This is a genomic window from Mesorhizobium qingshengii (genome assembly GCF_027563465.1).
GTDB classification, from domain to species: domain Bacteria; phylum Pseudomonadota; class Alphaproteobacteria; order Rhizobiales; family Rhizobiaceae; genus Mesorhizobium; species Mesorhizobium qingshengii_A.
The window spans coordinates 32491-49884 of sequence record NZ_JAPFQA010000023.1 but is presented as its reverse complement, the minus strand read 5'-3'; the positions used below and the strand labels follow the sequence as shown (position 1 = coordinate 49884).

The following is a 17394-nucleotide window of genomic DNA, read 5'->3' as shown; positions in this document are numbered from 1 at the left end:
CGTCAGGCGCGCGAATAGTTCAGTCGATAATTCACCTCGTCTCCACGACCTAGGTCGGAGTCAGGCTCAGGTTCACTGCGTTCGCTGCGCAAATGGCAATTGGTTCGTATTGGTCCTGGGCGCTGTTGAAGTGAAAAGTTCTGCCACTTCAGAAGCCCGGCGGCCCTTGGCGCATTGCGCAGGAGCCGAAAAAGGGGCGTCCGACGTATGGGCGGGTTGGCGGATTGGCGGGATGCCGATAACCAGACGCTCTACCCATTCAACTCGGTACAAAACGATGCCGGGTTCTCAGCCTGGGTTTTTCCAACTGTTGCCCGACTTATCCGCACTTGCGCTTTCGGACACCCGGTTGATCCGCAAATTCGGAACAAAGCAGCACAGGCTGCGTTTTTTTCAGAGACGAGGTCCATACGTTCAACCGACCGCGTTTGGAGTGGGCAAGAGAGTGCTCTTTAGACGCCGAAATCCTGATGGTCTCTTCGAGCGATTGCGCATTTATATGTGGCCGCGCCGCTCCTTCTCGCGATCGTTTCAGTATGTTTCAAAGCGTATCCTCCGTCTGAACGCCACTCCAACGGCCGTCGCGGCGGGGGTGGCGGCTGGGGTTTTCGCGTCTTTCTTTCCACTAGGGTCCCATTTCGCCATTGCCGCCATCGTGTGCTGGCTGATTTCAGGAAACATGGTGGCGGCAGGGCTAGGAACATTTGTCTTTGGCAATCCGCTGACCCTCCCGTTTGTTGTGGGAGCGACTTGGGAGACCGGCAAGATCATGTTGCACGGCCACATGCAAAGTCACGAACAGCCAGCCCATCTGAGTGAGATGTTGCAGACCCTTTCAATTTCGCAACTGTGGGCACCGGTCTTAAAGCCCATGCTGTGCGGTGCGGTGCCACTCGGGCTGATTTTTGGCCTGTTGTTCTATGGCATCACGCGCTATGGCATGACAGTTTTCCGCGAACAAAGGCGCAAGCGACTGGCCGAAAAGGAGAGCTTGCTCCAGCAGCACGAAGACATCGTGTTATCGCCCCCTCTGCCCACTCGACATCGCCGTTCTGGAGGGTGAATTACGGAAGGGCAGCCGTAAAAATGCGTCCGCTCGTCGGCAATATCGCCGCTATAACCGCTTCTTCCCTACAACTGACGGGCCCGGATCTGGAGCCTCCGTCAGGGGTTCCTCATCGCACTCTCATTGATGAACGTTGATGAACGCCCACTCAGAGGTCGTCTGCCGAATGGTAGCTATCCTCCGAGCTCGCCCTGACAGCGGACCGGCCGGTTCCGGCCCCAATGCTGCCATTCCAGAACCTCCGCTCAGTGGCCTGTCATGGTGCCTAGCCAGCACCGCCGAACTTGCCGAGCATATAGACGAACACGGCCTAGCCGCGAGCATCCCCAGGTTTTGAATCGACAGATATTATGGCGCCCACGGAAATTTGAGCTCTATCATCTCCTCCCAGAGATCGCGCGTCTCCACGAAACCCCATGGGCGCAGTTTCTCTAGAAGCTCCTCGGAACTTCGCTTGAGGTCGTCGATAACCTTTATGTCCTTTTGGATGTCTTTGTTGATGCGCTTTCGCCTGGCCGGATTGCTTTCCACTCCGAGCGCTTCCTCAGAGGCCGCAAGTCGGTTCCTGATGAATTGAACCATTTGGCGGGAATCCTCTCGGTATTCCTCGTAGGTGGCGATCGACTGGGCCTTTTCCTCCTTAGTCCAAGGACCAACAAACCAAATCTTGTTGTTGCGGATATCGAAGGTGATCTGGTCGGGATGCGGTATGATTTCCGGCAGGTCTTTTAGACCTAGCCGAGCGCGCCGCTCGAGTTCTTGCTCCGCCTAAATTTTGTATTCCATGAATTCTGAAAGGTTTTCGCGTTCAATGCGATCTTGCTCTCTCTGGGCTGCATGCATCAGTTCGGTTGCTCGGCGCTGGGCGTGTACATTGCCCTTCAGAGCATTGATGCAAATGGCGCGCACTACGGCCCGTCCGACTGATAGCTTGATCGAGCGCCCGCCGTCATTGATCTTGATGGAGCGCTGAGCTTCCCCCAACACGATAGAGGTAAGGTCGCTATCCTTGATTCTGTTTTTGGAGCCACGTGGGCGACCGGCAGGATTGCCGGACCGACCGGGCTTGAACTTTCTCTCAGCAGGCGGCTTGGCATAGCCGACCTCATAGTTCCGCTCCGGCTTCTTCGAAGAAGGCTTGTCACCTCGATTGCTTGCCTTACTCATTGTGCTGCCTCCTGGAATTTGGAACTGGTTGACGTGCCTTCGACGATGCGGATCGCTTCGTCCTTGGCGTAGACCTCCCATCGTCGAATGATGCGATCGCAGTAGATCGGGTCGAGTTCGCACAGAAAGCCCCGTCGACCGGTCTTCTCCGCCGCAATGAGCGTCGAGCCTGACCCGCCGAAAATGTCGAGAATGATATCGCCGCGGCCAGAGCAATCCTTGATCGCGTCGGCAATCATCTGAACGGGCTTGACCGTTGGATGGAGCGCAAGCTCGTCCATTCGGCCGGCCTTCAAAGTGTTGACGCCCTTGTACTGCCAGACGTTTGTCCGGTAGCGCCCGTGCTGGCCAAGCTCGAACGTGTTGATGTGCGGCGCGTCGCCATTCTTGAAGGCAAAAATCAGTTCGTGACGAGACCGGTAGAATGTCCCCATTCCGCCATTGTCCTTGGCCCAGACGATCAGGTTCTTCAGGTCGGAATAGACACCTCCGCCGGCCTTGAGCATTTCACCCATATGGCGCCAGTCCATGCAGATGAAGTGAATGGAGCCACCGCAGGAGTGACGCACGAGATTTCGAAACGAGGCGGCGAGGAAATCGGTAAACTCGGTAGAGGTCATCTCGCCCGAAGCCATCGCAAACTCGCGGTGCTTCGTCTTTCCCGAACCGCCGACGTGGCCCTGGATTTCAACATTGTAGGGCGGATCAGAGAATACCATCCTGGCAATCTGGCCATCCATCAGGGCGGCGATCACCTCAACATCGAGCGCGTTGCCGCAGATCAGTCGGTGCCGGCCAAGCTGCCAGACGTCGCCTGGATTGCATCGCGAGCCTTCTTCGAGCGGAGGTAACGCATCGTCTTTGGGGTTGCCTTCTTCCTCTGGAGCCAGCCCTTCGACGAGGTGGTCGATCTCGGCGATCGAGAAACCGGTAATCTCGGCGCCGAAGCCAAGGTCAACATCGACATCGATGAGCGCTTTGAGTTCTTCGGCAAGCAAGTCTTCGTCCCATCTTGCATTGAGAGCTAGCTTGTTGTCCGCCAGTACGAAGGCGCGCTTCTGCTGCGGCGTCATCGTGTTCAGCATGACGCAGGGAACCCGGTCCATCTTGAGCAGCTTGGCTGCCTCTACCCGGCCATGACCAGCGAGAATAGTCCCTTCCTGATCAAGCAGAACCGGGTTGGCGAAGCCGAATGTCGTGATGCTGTCGGCGATCTGTTTGACCTGTTTGCGCGAATGCGTTCTTGCATTGCGCGCATAGGGCTTCAGCGATGTGATCTGGCGGTATTCAACATGCAGAAGCTCGTTTGAGGCGCCAGCTCCGGTGGGTGGTTCTCGCTCTCCATCGTGAGAGCCTAATTTGGTAGTTCTATTTTTGTTCGACATATGTAATCCTTTTGTTCAGACATTGGGTAAGCTTCGGCAGCGAATGTCAGCGAGAAGCGATGTGTGTTATCAACGGCGGTTGCAAATAAGGGCGCTCCGACGTCGGGCACTAATCTACGTTTGTGGTGATTCGTTCACTCGCGTCGAGATCGTACTATTTCTGTCCCACGATCCGATCACGTACACAGTGAAAGGAGCTGAGCGACCGATTTGCGCCGACGGCTGTCAGAACGGTTCTAGCCGAGATGCTAGATCACGCGCTTCATGGAGGTTGAGGGACTGCAGGGACTTTCGGAGTTCTTCACAAAGGCAGTCGAGGATCCTGTCGTCACCATCCGATCCCGTGTGGCGAGCGGCCCGATGCTCGAAGAAGAGACAAAGCCACAAGTCTCTTGCGCTTCCGCGCCACGGCGAACGGCCGTCCCGTACACCTGTGGCGATCCGACGGTGCAGGTGAGCGAGTTCATCAAACCCGCCGGCTTCCTTGTAGCCATTCAAGAAATGCGCCAAGCGCGCCGACTGACTCCAGAGGAATGGATGCGGTATTTGGGAAAAATCCCCAGCTAGCGACCGTCGCTCCCAATCTTCCAACTCGTCGTCCAAGTGCGTCGTTACCGCCGTGTTATCCCGATCATGCAAAGACGTTCGCTCTGGTGCGGGACTACATCAAGTCCTTTTTCAGCGTATTGGCGACCGGGTCCACGACGGAGAGGTACTCGAACTCTGGCGCGATTATGAAATTCCGCAGCTTCGATAAATTACTGTCAATTGGGAAACCGGGAGTTTCGGACGATTTAGTTGCATTCTCGGTTCCCTGCTTCGCGATAGGCACCCGTAAATTATAAATGTCTGAATTCATTGATCAAAACAGCAGAATGGGAGGCGAGGCAACGCCTCCCAGCGTGAAAAATCGCTGTAAATTCCCTGTAAACAGGCAGAGACGGGTTCGCCTGAGACTGCGTCCTTCACCAATATTTTCAAGCGCTTAGCGAAAATCCGCCGTACTTTTTTTGCGAATTGAGTACGGCGGAATTTCGTGGACGCACGACATCGAACAGACTGGCATACGCCTCGACAATGCGATGGAGAGTGTCCTTCCGGCCAGGAGCGCTCCCGTTCCATGGGCGTCACACGCCATTCCAGGCTGGACTCCCGACTTGAGAGGGGTAGTCTGCTTTCGCCGGTGATAAAAGATCACGAGCATTGGCGGGCTTGAACCGAGCTGCCATCCAGGTGGGAGTGAGCCATGGCTAACCCCAAAACGTCCAGATTTGGAACCACTCATCGGAGCGACCTCATCCTTTTGAAGCGGGTCTACAACCGCGTTTGCCGCGAGCAGGGAATTGCCGAAGGCAGTCATCGCGCGGCCGAACTGAGAGCAAGCGCAATGGCGCTTATCTCGATGGGCACGCTCGACGAAGCATCTCTTTACGAGCGCCTTCGACGGGTCGAATATCCCGTTCCTCCTCGAGGCTAGATAACGATCCGGCCCGTCGCAACGCCGTAGATCCCAACAAGGCAGCCAACTGCCGCGGCCGCAAAGACAATCCATTCCGCGCCGACCAACACCGGCTTGTTCTGCTCCCGTCTGACCTGAACAAAAAGCAAGGTGCCGGGTGCATAGAGGATGGACGACAGCAAAAGGAATTTCAGGCCGCCTGCGTAGATCATGAACGCGGCATAGAGCGTTGCGATACCGGCAACGATCAGGTCGCGGGATCGCTCCTGCGGTCTGGTGTCGTAGGTCTCGTGACGCAGCGCGAGAAGGAGGCCGTATGCGGCAACCAGCAGGTAAGGAATCAGGATCATGGCGCTGCTCAGCTTCACCATCAGCGCGAATGCGTCTTCCGAGAAAAGAGTGCTGATCAGAAACAACTGAATCACGATATTGGTCAGCCAGAGGGCGGCGGATGGCACCTTGTGGCGGTTTTCGATCGCAAAGATCTTGGGCATGTCTCCGCTCTTCGCGGCTGCGAACAACACCTCCACACAAATCAGAGACCAGGCCAGATAGGCTCCAAGCACCGAAACAATCAGTCCAATGCTGACGAAAATTCCGCCCCACGGTCCGACGAGGGCCTCCAGCACGGAGGCCATGGATGGCTGTCTCATAGCCGCGATTTCCGTCCGCGCCAGTGTGGCGTAGGGCAGCAGAGTAACCAGGACCATCAAGCACAGCACGCCGACAAAACCCAGGATCGTGGCGGTGCCGACGTCCGAGCGTTTTTGTGCGTAGCGGGAATAGACGCTTGCTCCCTCGATACCGATGAAGACAAATATGGTGACCAGCATGGTCGCGCGGATTTGCTGGAAGAGACCATCCGGCGATGCGGACCCTGCGTCCCAGAGGTTCGCGACGAACAGGTCGGTGTTGAACGCGCCCATCAGAAGCACGATAAAGACAAGGATGGGGACGACTTTTGCGACGGTCACAACGGTGTTGACGACGGCAGCCTCTCTGATCCCGCGCAGGATCGTGAAATGGAATAGCCAGAGGCCGAGCGAGGAGACCAGGACGGCCGGAACCGTGTCGCCGTTGCCGAAAAACGGGAAGAAAGCGCCAAGCGTCGACTTGATCAGGACCCAGTAGGAGACGTCGGCGATACAGGCGACCAGCCAGTAGCCGAAGGCGGAGAGAAACCCCGCGTAGTCACCGAAACCGGCCTTGGCATAGGCAAAGATGCCGGCGTCTAGTTCGGGCTTGCGCTCCGCGAGTGCCTGGAAGACGCGCGCCAGGGTGTACATCCCGGCTCCGGCGATACACCAGGCGATGATGGCGCCAACCGGCCCGGTCGCGTGGGCGAAAGTGCGCGGGAGCGAAAATATACCCGCGCCGATCATTGATCCGACCACCATGGAGGCTAGCGCGGCCAATGAAAGGGATCGCGGGGTCTCGGATGTCATGGTCGCGTCCTAAGGAGGGCCTTTGCTTACCCGGCTGTGAGCGCTTTACTGTCGCATTCCAGACCATCCTTCCGCCCGCTCCAGCGCGGCCAGGGAGGCGATGAGGTTCGATGCTGCATCGACGTCATCGCCAAGTCTAGCCGAGGTGACGCTCTGCGACGCCACAAGTCCCAAATAGAGACTTGGTGCCAAGCCGTGAGATTCCCAGCTAATTTCACGCCCGTTTCAAAGGCATAGATTTGCTCGCCCATCGGTTGTGGGCTCGCTTTGTCGCCCATCGCCGGAGAGAACCGTGACCAGCAAATCCGAGCAGAAGCTGTCCTTATTCGCATTGATCGGAATGGTCGTCGGATCGATGGTTGGGGCGGGTATCTTTAACCTGCCTGGCCGGTTCGCTACCGCAACCGGCCCGTTCGGCGCCATCATCGCCTGGCTGATCGCCGGTACCGGCATGTACATGCTGGCCCGTGTGTTCCAGGCATTGGCCGAGAAACGGCCAGACATCGATTCCGGCGTTTTCGCCTATGCCAAGGCCGGCTTCGGCGACTATATGGGCTTCCTGTCCGCCTTCGGTTACTGGCTCGGCAGTTGCCTCGGTAACGTGTTCTACTGGGTGCTGATCGGCTCGACGCTGGGACGCTTCTTCCCGGGCCCCTTCGGCGATGGAAGCACCGCGATCGCGATCATCGTGTCGCTGATCGGCATCTGGGCGTTCCACTTTCTGATCCTTCGGGGGGTTGAGCAGGCGACCTTCATCAACACCGTCGTCACCATCGCCAAGATCGTGCCACTGATCGTTGCGATCCTCGCCTTCATCTTCTTCTTCAACTATTCGCAATTCTCCGAAAACTTCTTCGGCGGCGTGGGCATGCCCGAGAAGACGCTGGTTGCGCAGGTGCGTGACACCATGCTCATTACGGTCTTCGTGTTCCTCGGCATCGAGGGCGCGAGCGTCTATTCCCGCTTTGCCAAGACGCGGTCGGATGTGGGTTCCGCAACCATCCTCGGCTTCGTGGCCGTGACCGGCCTCATGGTCGCGATCACGATGCTGCCCTATGCGACCGCGCCTCGCGCGGCGATCGCCGGGGTGCAGAACCCCTCTCTCGCCGGCGCGCTGGAACTGGCCGTCGGCCATTGGGGCGCGGTGCTGATTTCCATCGGCGTTCTGATCTCGGTGCTCGGCGCCTATCTCGCCTGGTCGCTGATCTGCGCCGAGGTGCTCTTCGCCGCCGCCAAGTCGCAGGACATGCCGAAGCTCTTCGCGGCGCAGAACAGCAACCGCGTGCCGGCCAATGCGCTCTGGCTGACCAACATCGTCGTCTCGCTGTTCGTCATCTCAACCTACTGGTCGCGTGACGCCTTCAACTTCATGCTCGACATGACCAGCGTGACGGCGCTGCTGCCCTACCTGCTGGTCGCGGGCTATGGCGTGCTGATCGCGCGCAGCGGCCTGGGCTACGAAACCACGCAGAACGAGCGCGGGCGCGACCAGCTCTTCGCCTGGATCGCTGTCATTTATACACTGTTCATGTTCGTCGCCGCCGGCCTGAAATACGTGCTGCTGGTGGCGGTCCTCTTCGCGCCTGGCACCATCCTCTATTTCTGGGCGCGGCGCGAACAGAACGCGCGGTTCTTCACATCGGTCGAACTCATCATCTTCGCTGTCACCCTGGTCGCTGGGCTCGCCGGTTTCGTCGGCCTGCTGACCGGCGCCATCACACCTTGACGAGAAAGGCACAATCCATGGCGATGGAAACGAAATTCGGCGTGCATTCCGAGGTCGGCCAGCTTCGCAAGGTCATGGTCTGTGCGCCCGGCCGCGCCCATCAGCGCCTGACGCCCAGCAACTGCGACGAACTGCTGTTCGACGATGTGCTGTGGGTCGACAATGCCAAGCGCGACCATTTCGACTTCATGACCAAGATGCGCGACCGCGGCGTGGAAGTGGTCGAGATGCACAATCTGCTCGCCGAGACCGTCGCCATTCCTGAAGCAAAAAAGTGGATTCTCGACAATCAGGTGGTGCCGAACCAGGTCGGCCTCGGCCTCGTCGACGAGGTGCGCTCCTATCTGGAGGGGCTCTCCAACCGCGATCTGGCGGAGACGCTGATCGGTGGCCTCTCGACCCATGAATTTCCCGAATCCATCGGCGGCGAACAGCTCGAGCTGATCCGCGACGCGGCCGGGGTGAACGAGTATCTGCTGCCACCGCTGCCGAACACGCTCTACACCCGCGACACGACCTGCTGGATTTATGGCGGCGTCACGCAGAACCCGCTCTACTGGCCGGCGCGGCATGAGGAGACCATCCTCACCACCTCGATCTACAAGTTCCATCCCGACTTCGCCGGCAAGGTGAACGTGTGGTGGGGTGACCCGACAAAGGATTGGGGCCTCGCCACGCTGGAAGGCGGCGACGTCATGCCGATCGGCAAGGGCAATGTGCTGATCGGCATGAGCGAGCGCACCTCGCGTCAGGCCATCAGCCAGCTCGCGGCGACGTTGTTCGAGAAGGGCGCGGCCGAGCGCGTCATCGTCGCGGCGATGCCGAAGCTGCGCGCGGCGATGCATCTCGACACGGTGTTCACCTTCGCCGACCGCGACTGCGTGTTGCTCTACCCCGACATCGTCAATGGCATCGAGGCATTCTCCTACCGGCCTAACGGCAAGGGCGGCGTCGAGCTGCACAAGGACAAGGGCACCTTCGTCGAGACGGTGCGCGACTCGCTCGGCCTCAAGAAGATGCGCGTGGTGGAGACCGGCGGCAACGCCTATGTGCGCGAGCGCACCCAGTGGGACAGCGGCGCCAACCTCGTCTGTGCGTCGCCAGGCGTCGTCTATGCCTATGACCGCAACACCTACACGAACACGCTGCTGCGCAAAGAGGGCATCGAGGTCATTACCATCATCGGCGCGGAACTGGGCCGCGGTCGTGGTGGCGGCCATTGCATGACCTGTCCGATAATCCGGGATCCGGTGGACTACTGACAGCGAAGAGCGCTTCCGGAGATCAGAGATGGACGGCGTTCATGCAGGAATTCTGGTTAGGCAATCGACGATGAGCGGCGTTTCCACGAACGGAACCGATCACCGGCATCAAGCGGCCTCCCTGCGTTCCAAATGGGGGTGGTTTTTGGCGTTGGGCATTGCCCTGGCGTCGGCTGGAGTGCTGGCTGTCGCCCTGCCCGTGGTTTCAACATTTGCGGCAAGTGTCGTCCTCGGATTCGTTCTTTCGCTCGCAGGCATCGTGAAGATGGTCCAATCCCTGCAGGTCAAGGAGTGGAGCGGGTTCATCTGGCAGGAATTGACCGGCGCGGTCGAGCTGGTCGGTGGTATCCTGATATACTTCAACCCCTTGAAGGGCGCTCTCGCGATCACTCTCGTGATCGCTCTGGTGTTTCTCGTTCAGGGCATTCTGCAAGTCGCGCTCGCGGTGCGGGTGCGGAATCAAGCTGGTTGGCAGTGGTTCGGAGTTTCGGGCCTGGTGGCGCTGGCGGCTAGCGCAACGCTCGCATTGAAGTTGCCCTACACCAGCACCTACACGCCAGGTACGATTGCTGGCATTTCCCTCCTTGTCGCCGGCGGCGCGTACATTGCCATATCCCTGACGATGCGCAGGGCCGGGTCATGAACATCTCACGCGAAACATCCGGGCAACATTGTTCGGTTGAGAAGCGGATGACCAGGCATGTCTGCACCTGCTTGATGATCGTTTGTCTGGCCGCCGCCGCAACCCCTTGCATCGGCTCCATTGCCTTCGCTCAGCAGGCTGGAGCGAGGCAGGGACTTCCGCCGCCTGCTGTCGTCATCGAACAGATCAAGGTCCAGGAGGTGAGCAGTCCCGCGCAGTTTACCGCTCGTGTCGAGGCGATCGAAGCAGTGGACATCCGCGCGCGCGTCACCGGCTTTCTGCATTCCGTCGATTTCAAGGATGGGCAGACGGTGAAGGTTGGGGACACGCTGTTTGAAATCGAACCGGATCAGCTTGATGCCCTGGTCACGTCGGCACGGGCGCAGGTGGCGCGCGCCGAGGCGACACGCGGGTCGGCCGAACGGACGCTGACGCGCAACCGGGATCTGTTCGCTCGAAGAACGGTCTCGCAGGCCGCCCTGGACGAGGTCCAGGCGGCATTCGATGTCGCTGCCGCCGATGTGCAGGTTGCGGAGGCGGCCCTCCACACCGCCGAGCTCAACCTGGCCTATGCTCGCGTCACGGCACCGATCTCCGGCACCATCGGCCGTGCGACATTCACGACGGGCAATCTGGTCGGACCGGATTCCGGTTCGCTGGCACGAATAGTCAGCCTGGACACGGTCCGCGTGGCTTTCGCCGTGACCGAGGGGTTGCTTGTGACCATACGGCAGCAGGAGGCGGACGGCAGCAACATCGATCCGAACAAGCTGAAGCTTTCACTGCGTCTTGCCAACGGGACGGACTACGACGCGCCTGGTCGACTCGAATTTGTCGAGAACGAGATCGACCCGCAGACGGGTACCGTCGCGGCTCGCGCGGTTTTCCCCAATCCTCGTCACATCCTTCTCCCCGGGCAATTCGTCACCCTCTATGTGCAGCGGAAAGACGCACCCAGCTTGCCGGTAGTGCCCCAGACGGCGGTGCTGCAGGATAGCGAGGGGCGGTTCGTCTATCTGCTGGGCAAGAACAATGTCGTCTCGCAGCGGCGCATCGATACTGGGGCGCGCGTCGGCAATGGATGGGCGGTCAACACCGGCTTGAATGGAGGCGAGCAGGTCGTCGTCCAGGGAATCCAGCGTCTCGCCGAAGGCATGACGGTCCAGCCGAGCGAAGGCCAGCCGGTCGGCGGCGGCACATGATTTCCGATCTCTTCATCACCCGGACCCGGCTGGCGATCGTCATTTCAATCGTCATTTCGATTGCCGGCGCGATCGCCATCTTTTCGCTGCCGGTCCAACAATACCCTGAGATCACGCCGCCGACGGTCACGGTTTCCGCCACCTATCCCGGCGCCAGCGCGGAAGTGATTGCCGATGTCGTCGGTGGCCCATTGGAGACCGCCATCAATGGCGTCCCCAATATGATGTACATGTCATCGACGAGTTCGAATGCCGGGCAATATTCGCTGTCCGTGACTTTCGAAGTGGGGACAAATCCCGACATTGCGCAGGTCAATGTGCAGAACAGGGCGCAACTGGCGATTTCCCAGTTGCCGGCCGCGGTCACCCAGCAAGGCGTATCGGTGCGGTCGCGCTCGCCCGATTTCGTGCTCGGCATCGCCTTCTATTCTCCGGACAGCAAGCTCGACGTGCTGCAGATCACCAATTTCACGTCGACGACGATCGCCGATGCGATCTCGCGCGTCGCGGGTGTCGGCGAGGCTTCCGTCGTCGGCGCGTCCGAATACTCGATGCGTGTATGGATGGATCCGGCGCGCATGGATGCGCTCGGCATAACGGCCGACGACGTGGCGGCTGCCATTCAGCGGCAGAACATCCAGGCCTCGCTCGGCCAGGCCGGCGCCCCGCCGGCGCGGGAAGGCACCGAGCTACAATATACACTCGTGGCGCGCGGCCGGCTCATGAGCACGGATGAATTCGGCGACATCGTCGTGCGCACCGGCGGGGCCGGAGCTATCATACGGCTGCGCGACATCGCCCGCATCGAACTCGGTGCCCGGAATTATTCATCCAGCGCGAGCTTCGCTGGGCATGAAACGGCGATGTTGCAGATAAACCAGGCGCCGGGGGCCAACGCCATCCAGACCGCCAACGCCGTGCTCGCCGAGCTCCAGCGCCTTTCATCCGGGTTCCCGCCCGGCCTCCAATACCAGGTCGTCTACGATGCAACGCGTTTCGTCCGGACGAGCCTTGCGCTGATCGTGCGTATCCTCGGCGAGGCTTTCCTTATCGTGCTCGTCGTCACATACCTGTTCCTGCAGGACTGGCGCGCCACCCTGGTCTCGGCACTGGCGATGCCCGTCTCGATGCTGGGCGCCATCTCCGTCCTGCTGGCGGTTGGATACTCGATAAACTCGATCTCGCTGCTCGCCCTGGTGCTGGCCATCGGACTGGTCGCGGATGACGCGATCCTTGTCGTCGAGAATGTCAAGCATGTCATGGAGGACGACCCCGCGATCGATACGGCGGCGGCCGCCCGCAAGGCGATGGGGCAGATCACGGGTCCGATCATTTCCACCACGCTCGTGCTCCTCGCCGTGGTGACGCCGACAGCTTTTCTGTCCGGCATTAGCGGGCAGCTCTACCGTCAATTCGCGATCACGCTGTCGGCGGCGCTGGTTCTCTCGTCGTTTGTCGGCCTGACACTCAGTCCCGCACTCAGCGCGATCCTGCTGAGACGCGGACAGGGCGGATATCGGCGCGGTCCACTTGGCTGGTTCGCTCGCCTCCTGGAGGCGACGCGCGTCGGCTATGGCCGGATAGTCGGGTTCCTGGTGCGGCTGTGGATCATACCTCTCGGCGCGCTTGCCGCCTGCTTCCTGGCCGCCTACCTGCTGCTCGGCAGCCTGCCTGCCACCTTTCTCCCGGACGAGGACCAGGGCGCCCTGTTTGTGGATATCCAGCTTCCGAACGCAGCCTCCCTTGATCGCACGAGGGCGATTGTAGGCGAGGTTCAAAAGACGCTGTCGGCGACGAAAGGCGTCGAAAACGTCATTTCGGTCGCCGGCTTCAGCATCGTGCAGGGGACGCAATCTCCCAACGGAGCAATGGTGGTCGCGGCGCTGGATCCCTGGGACCAGCGCAACACGCCGGACCTGCGGCTGGACGCCATCCTCGCAAGATTGCGCGCACAGTTCTCGACCATTCCGGGCGCAAATGTCGCTGTCTTTTCGCCACCGGCCATTTCCGGCATCGGCGCGGTCGGCGGCCTCGACCTGCGCCTCCAGGCTTTGCAGGGGCAGTCGCCGGAGGAGATCGCGGAGGTGGTGCGCGGATTCGTTGCGGCGATCAACCAGGCACCGGAAATCGGCGGCGTGGCGACAACCTTCAGCGCCGATGTGCCGCAGATTTACGTCGATGTCGACCGGATTCGCGCAGAAGCGCTTGGCGTGAGCGTGTCCGACATCTATTCGACGATCGGCGCCAGCTTCGGGTCGCGTTACGTGAATGATTTCACGCTGCAGGGGCGGGTCTTCCAGGTCAACCTGCAGGCTGACGCCGAGCATCGTGGGGACGCCGAGGATATCCTCAATCTCCATGTACGCAGCCGGACCGGTGCAATGGTGCCGCTCAGGGCGGTGGTGTCGACCAGCACCATCCTCGCGCCCTTCGTCATCTCCCGCTACAACCTCTCGGTAGCGGCACAGATCAACGGGCAGGTCGCGCCCGGCGGCAGTTCCGGAGCGGCGATGGACGCCATCGAACGCGCCGCTGTCCACGCGCTGCCGGCCGGCTTTGGCTACGAGTGGTCCGGCCTCTCGTTCCAGGAGCGACGCAGCGCCGGACAGGAGACCCTTATCTTTGGGCTGGCCTTTCTGTTCGCCTATCTGTTCCTGGTAGCGCAATACGAAAGCTGGATGCTTCCGATCGCCGTCATCCTGTCCCTTGGAGCCGCCTTGTTCGGCGCCACCGGGGCACTCATGCTTTTCGGACTGCAAAACAGCCTTTACGCGCAGATCGCCATCGTGCTGCTGATCGGGCTGGCCTCGAAGAACGCCATCCTGATCGTCGAATTCGCCAAGGAACGCCGCGAACAGGGGCACCCGATCGCCGAAGCGGCAAGACTTGGTGCCGAGCAGCGCTTCCGCGCCGTCATGATGACGGCCCTGTCCTTCATTCTGGGCATTATCCCACTGGCGGTATCCACCGGCGCCGGCGCCGGCGCGCGCCAGGCGGTGGGCGTCACGATCTTTGGCGGCATGCTGGCCGCAACGACGATCGGCCTCTTTATCATCCCGACCCTGTTCGCGGTGATCCAGCACATCGCGGAATGGGCCGCTGTCCGACCGAAGGCAGAAATCGAACGCCGATGAGACAGTCCCGCAATCGAGGAGGAGAACATGACCGCCTATGAGAATGGAACGGCATCGACTGCGCCACCCACTGCGGTTCGTCTTCTTCTTGGTCTTGTGCTGATTGTCGGGGGAGTGTTCGTTTTGGGGGATATAGCGCTGGCCACGGTAATCAGCGCCATAGTCATTGGTGTCACCGCCATCGTCGTGGGTGCGTTCGAGATGATGCACGCCTTCTGGATGAAAGGATGGGGCGGCTTCGTATGGCAATTCCTCCTTGGCATCCTGTACGTCGTTTTCGGCGCCATGGTGGTGAGCCAGCCTCTGTCTGGGGCCCTTGTCCTGACCTACATCCTCGGACTGCTGCTCACGGCCTCCGGCGTCGTGCGCCTTTTTGTCGGCGTCAAGCGCTGGAGCGACGTCGGCTGGACAATGGTTCTGTCGGGCGCATTCGGAATTCTGGCTGGGCTGGTCATCCTGACTGGATGGCCCATGACTGGTCTTTGGGTGCTTGGATTCTTGCTCGGCATTGACCTCATTTCGCATGGCATTGCCTGGCTGACATACGGCTGGCTGCCAGCGGCCAAGACAGCGTAGTGTCCGCATGCTCGAGTTGGCGCAGCATCTGGCCGGAACGAACTTGTTCTCGCTGATGTTCGGGGCGCTGATCTTCGACATTCCCCGTTACACATTCTCCTTGATCTCGCTTGCTCTGCTCCTCATGCTGAGGAGGCCTGGGCATGGCCACGCCCCGCCCGGCGACGCTTCAGTCAGCGTCATCCTGCCGGCCTTCAACGGCGCCGCCGGGCTCGACAGTTCGATCGCTTCACTGCGCCGGCAGACCTTGCCACCGCTCGAGATCATCGTCGTCGATGACGGATCCACCGATGCGACCCGGGCGATCGGTGAGCGCGCTCGCGCGCGCGGCGAGGTGGACATGATCATCTGCCACGGCACGCGCGGCCGCAGCGCAGCAGTGAACGCCGCGGCGCGATTCGCCCGTGGCGATCTGCTGCTGACCGCGGATCCGGATACGACCTTCGATCCGACGACGCTATCGCGGATGGCAGCTGTCTTCAGCGATCCGCACGTGGCGGCTGCGAGTTGCAACATCGACGTCGCCAACGAGCGACAAACGCTGACGACCGGGCTTCAGAGCGTCGAGTATCTGATGTCGCTGTCCGCGGGACGTTCTTTCCTCGACATGATCGAGGCCATCGCATGCTGCTCCGGGGCCTGCTCCATGTACCGGCGCGAGGTATTCATGCAGCAGGGCGGGCTCGATGTCGGTCCCGGCGAGGATCTGGAATTCACTCTGCGCCTGCGCCGCTTGGGCCATGCTGTCCGCTTTGTACCGGATGCCTGGGCAACCACAGCCGTTCCGGACAACCCCGTCAGTCTGTTGCGGCAACGGGCGCGCTGGGACCGGGACGCCTTGCGAGTCCGCTTCCTGATGTATGGCGAATTCAGTCTGCTCCACCCGCAAGAACGGCTGCCGGATACGCTTCAAAGACTGGACTTCATCGTTCTCGACTTGATTCCTACGCTCGTGTTTCCGTTTTATCTGGCCTACATTGTTGCTGTGTTTGGCGAGAACGCGTTTCTTTTTCTTGCGGCCGTCTACATACTGATGCTTGCCATATCGTTGTTCAATGTTGCGCTTGCATTCGCATTGTTTAACAATTCCGCCGGCTTCTTTAGCTTTTCGGTGTCGCTGATCTTCCCGCTCTACCAGGGCATCGTCATGAAGTGCGCGCGGTTCGTGACCTACTCCGCCGAAATCCTGTTCGCCAGTTCGCGGCATGACGACTACGTGCCGCTGCGCGTTCGTCGCGCGCTTTTGAGCGACCGGAGCTGAGACGAAACAGATGAACATCGAGCTCAACCGCCTTGATCCCAATATTCCCGATCCGATCGAGAGTCGCCGGCGCGCGGCCGGAAGGTTCGTCCGCATCGTCTACGGTACGAGCGTCTTTGGACTGCTCGCCGTCGTCATCATTTATTTCGGCGCGCCGCTCGTCTTTCTCGGCGGACCCGGCATCGTCTCGGCGCCCCGACAGCTGGTGTCGCTCCCCTATGTTGTGCAGGTCATCGACACTCATGTGGCGCCCGGCGACAAGATCAGCGCAGGCGACAAGATTGCGCAAGTCCGCTCGCCGCAGCAGGACGAGATCGTCGCGACCTACATGCGCGCGCTGGCCGACCTTGCGGGCCGCGAGGCCGAGCTGCGGATTAGGGAGCGTGTCGCGCGCGACTCCCTTGAGGCGACGCGCTCCTACCTGCGACTCACCGAGGAGGCGGTGAAACGCCTCGAAACTGCCCCTTCCGCGAGCGTGAGCCTCTCCTACCAGATGGAGGTTCTCAACGCGCGTGCGCAGGCGCTCAAAGCCGTCGCCTCGCAGGAGGCTGAAGCCGCGGAGGCTTCCGTCCAGATCGAATCCTTGAGCGCATTGCGTCAGCGGCTGCAGCAGCACCTCGACCGGACCGAGCGTGAGTTCGCCGATGGCCGGGTTGTCGCGCCGATCGCCGGCGTCGTGTCGCGGCGTTTCGCGCGCACGGGGCAGTCGCTGGTGGCGGGCACCGCCATCGCCGAAATTTATGACACGACGGACATCTACGTCGACTGGTACGTTCCAAACTATCGCTTGGTCGATCCGACGGTAGGAGATGAAGTCTTCGTGCTGTTCGGCAACAGGCGAATCCTGGGCGTGATCGCCGAAATTTTGCCGATCTCTGACGTGCTCGGCGCGGAGCAGACTGTCGGGCCGCCCACTGGTCAGTCGGCGCAGATCGCACGCGTCCGATTCAGCCAGGACGCGGTAGCGCCCGCCCTGGACGCCACCGTCGAAGTCCACATGTACTATACTGGTTTCGCCGCCCGCACAGCCGCCGCGCTGGTTGATTTTCTTGGGCTTCGCTAATTGTC

At 60.5% G+C, this 17394-nt stretch carries 13 protein-coding genes; 9 read left to right on the top strand and 4 right to left on the bottom strand.

Translation table 11 applies throughout. The features are described 5' to 3' along the window. The first annotated feature begins 445 nt into the window (after positions 1–445). The gene (locus tag OOJ09_RS29120) at positions 446–1063 is read left to right on the top strand and encodes a DUF2062 domain-containing protein (RefSeq protein ID WP_269908522.1); all 618 of its coding nucleotides are present in this window, start codon (positions 446–448) and stop codon (positions 1061–1063) included. Positions 1064–1414: 351 nt separating this feature from the next. Here the strand turns inward: OOJ09_RS29120 and OOJ09_RS29115 are convergent, their stop codons facing one another. The 4 genes from OOJ09_RS29115 to OOJ09_RS29100 form a co-directional block, all read right to left on the bottom strand. Then, positions 1415–1648: a hypothetical protein gene (locus OOJ09_RS29115; protein WP_269908509.1), complete on the bottom strand. Its 234-nt coding sequence runs from the start codon at positions 1646–1648 to the stop codon at positions 1415–1417. Positions 1649–1834: 186 nt separating this feature from the next. Beyond that, positions 1835–2233, bottom strand: coding sequence for a DUF5681 domain-containing protein (locus OOJ09_RS29110; protein ID WP_269908508.1), 399 nt, complete (start codon positions 2231–2233; stop codon positions 1835–1837). Then, a complete protein-coding gene (locus OOJ09_RS29105) occupies positions 2230–3618 on the bottom strand; it encodes a site-specific DNA-methyltransferase (protein WP_269908507.1) in 1389 nt (462 codons plus the stop codon). Before OOJ09_RS29105 ends, OOJ09_RS29110 begins: the two co-directional genes overlap by 4 nt. A 1473-nt stretch (positions 3619–5091) precedes the next feature. Further along, positions 5092–6522 (bottom strand): basic amino acid/polyamine antiporter, encoded by a 1431-nt coding sequence (locus OOJ09_RS29100; RefSeq protein WP_269908506.1) that lies wholly within the window; start codon positions 6520–6522, stop codon positions 5092–5094. Between the two features lie 292 nt (positions 6523–6814). On the opposite strand from OOJ09_RS29100, the gene OOJ09_RS29095 reads away from it, so the two are divergent. Genes OOJ09_RS29095 through OOJ09_RS29060 form a run of 8 tightly spaced genes read left to right on the top strand, consistent with a single transcriptional unit; the run spans position 6815 to position 17389 of the window. Beyond that, complete coding sequence (locus OOJ09_RS29095; protein ID WP_269908505.1) at positions 6815–8248, top strand: basic amino acid/polyamine antiporter; 1434 nt, start codon at positions 6815–6817, stop codon at positions 8246–8248. A 17-nt stretch (positions 8249–8265) separates the two neighbouring features. Further along, positions 8266–9510, top strand: a complete 1245-nt coding sequence (gene arcA / locus OOJ09_RS29090) for an arginine deiminase (RefSeq protein ID WP_269908504.1) — start codon at positions 8266–8268, stop codon at positions 9508–9510. A gap of 28 nt (positions 9511–9538) precedes the next feature. Further along, complete coding sequence (locus tag OOJ09_RS29085) at positions 9539–10153, top strand: HdeD family acid-resistance protein (RefSeq protein WP_269908503.1); 615 nt, start codon at positions 9539–9541, stop codon at positions 10151–10153. Next, entirely contained in the window at positions 10150–11355 is a 1206-nt protein-coding gene (locus OOJ09_RS29080) for an efflux RND transporter periplasmic adaptor subunit (RefSeq protein ID WP_269908502.1), read from the top strand. Before OOJ09_RS29085 ends, OOJ09_RS29080 begins: the two co-directional genes overlap by 4 nt. Further along, positions 11352–14489 (top strand): efflux RND transporter permease subunit, encoded by a 3138-nt coding sequence (locus OOJ09_RS29075; protein ID WP_269908501.1) that lies wholly within the window; start codon positions 11352–11354, stop codon positions 14487–14489. Before OOJ09_RS29080 ends, OOJ09_RS29075 begins: the two co-directional genes overlap by 4 nt. 27 nt (positions 14490–14516) lie before the next feature. Next, positions 14517–15065 (top strand): HdeD family acid-resistance protein, encoded by a 549-nt coding sequence (locus OOJ09_RS29070; protein ID WP_269908500.1) that lies wholly within the window; start codon positions 14517–14519, stop codon positions 15063–15065. 7 nt (positions 15066–15072) lie between these two features. Beyond that, on the top strand, positions 15073–16326 hold the full coding sequence (locus tag OOJ09_RS29065) for a glycosyltransferase (protein WP_269908499.1): 1254 nt from the start codon (positions 15073–15075) through the stop codon (positions 16324–16326). 10 nt (positions 16327–16336) lie between these two features. Next, entirely contained in the window at positions 16337–17389 is a 1053-nt protein-coding gene (locus OOJ09_RS29060; protein ID WP_269908498.1) for an HlyD family secretion protein, read from the top strand. Positions 17390–17394 lie beyond the last annotated feature (5 nt).

Bases quoted from the DNA above. Each gene is read 5' to 3' on its own strand.
- OOJ09_RS29085 (WP_269908503.1), top strand. From the start codon at position 9,539: ATGGACGGCGTTCATGCAGGAATTCTGGTTAGGCAATCGACGATGAGC.
- OOJ09_RS29110 (WP_269908508.1), bottom strand. From the start codon at position 2,233: ATGAGTAAGGCAAGCAATCGAGGTGACAAGCCTTCTTCGAAGAAGCCG.
- OOJ09_RS29100 (WP_269908506.1), bottom strand. From the start codon at position 6,522: ATGACATCCGAGACCCCGCGATCCCTTTCATTGGCCGCGCTAGCCTCC.
- OOJ09_RS29105 (WP_269908507.1), bottom strand. From the start codon at position 3,618: ATGTCGAACAAAAATAGAACTACCAAATTAGGCTCTCACGATGGAGAG.
- OOJ09_RS29065 (WP_269908499.1), top strand. From the start codon at position 15,073: ATGCTCGAGTTGGCGCAGCATCTGGCCGGAACGAACTTGTTCTCGCTG.
- OOJ09_RS29075 (WP_269908501.1), top strand. From the start codon at position 11,352: ATGATTTCCGATCTCTTCATCACCCGGACCCGGCTGGCGATCGTCATT.
- OOJ09_RS29070 (WP_269908500.1), top strand. From the start codon at position 14,517: ATGACCGCCTATGAGAATGGAACGGCATCGACTGCGCCACCCACTGCG.
- arcA (WP_269908504.1), top strand. From the start codon at position 8,266: ATGGCGATGGAAACGAAATTCGGCGTGCATTCCGAGGTCGGCCAGCTT.
- OOJ09_RS29115 (WP_269908509.1), bottom strand. From the start codon at position 1,648: ATGGTTCAATTCATCAGGAACCGACTTGCGGCCTCTGAGGAAGCGCTC.
- OOJ09_RS29060 (WP_269908498.1), top strand. From the start codon at position 16,337: ATGAACATCGAGCTCAACCGCCTTGATCCCAATATTCCCGATCCGATC.
- OOJ09_RS29080 (WP_269908502.1), top strand. From the start codon at position 10,150: ATGAACATCTCACGCGAAACATCCGGGCAACATTGTTCGGTTGAGAAG.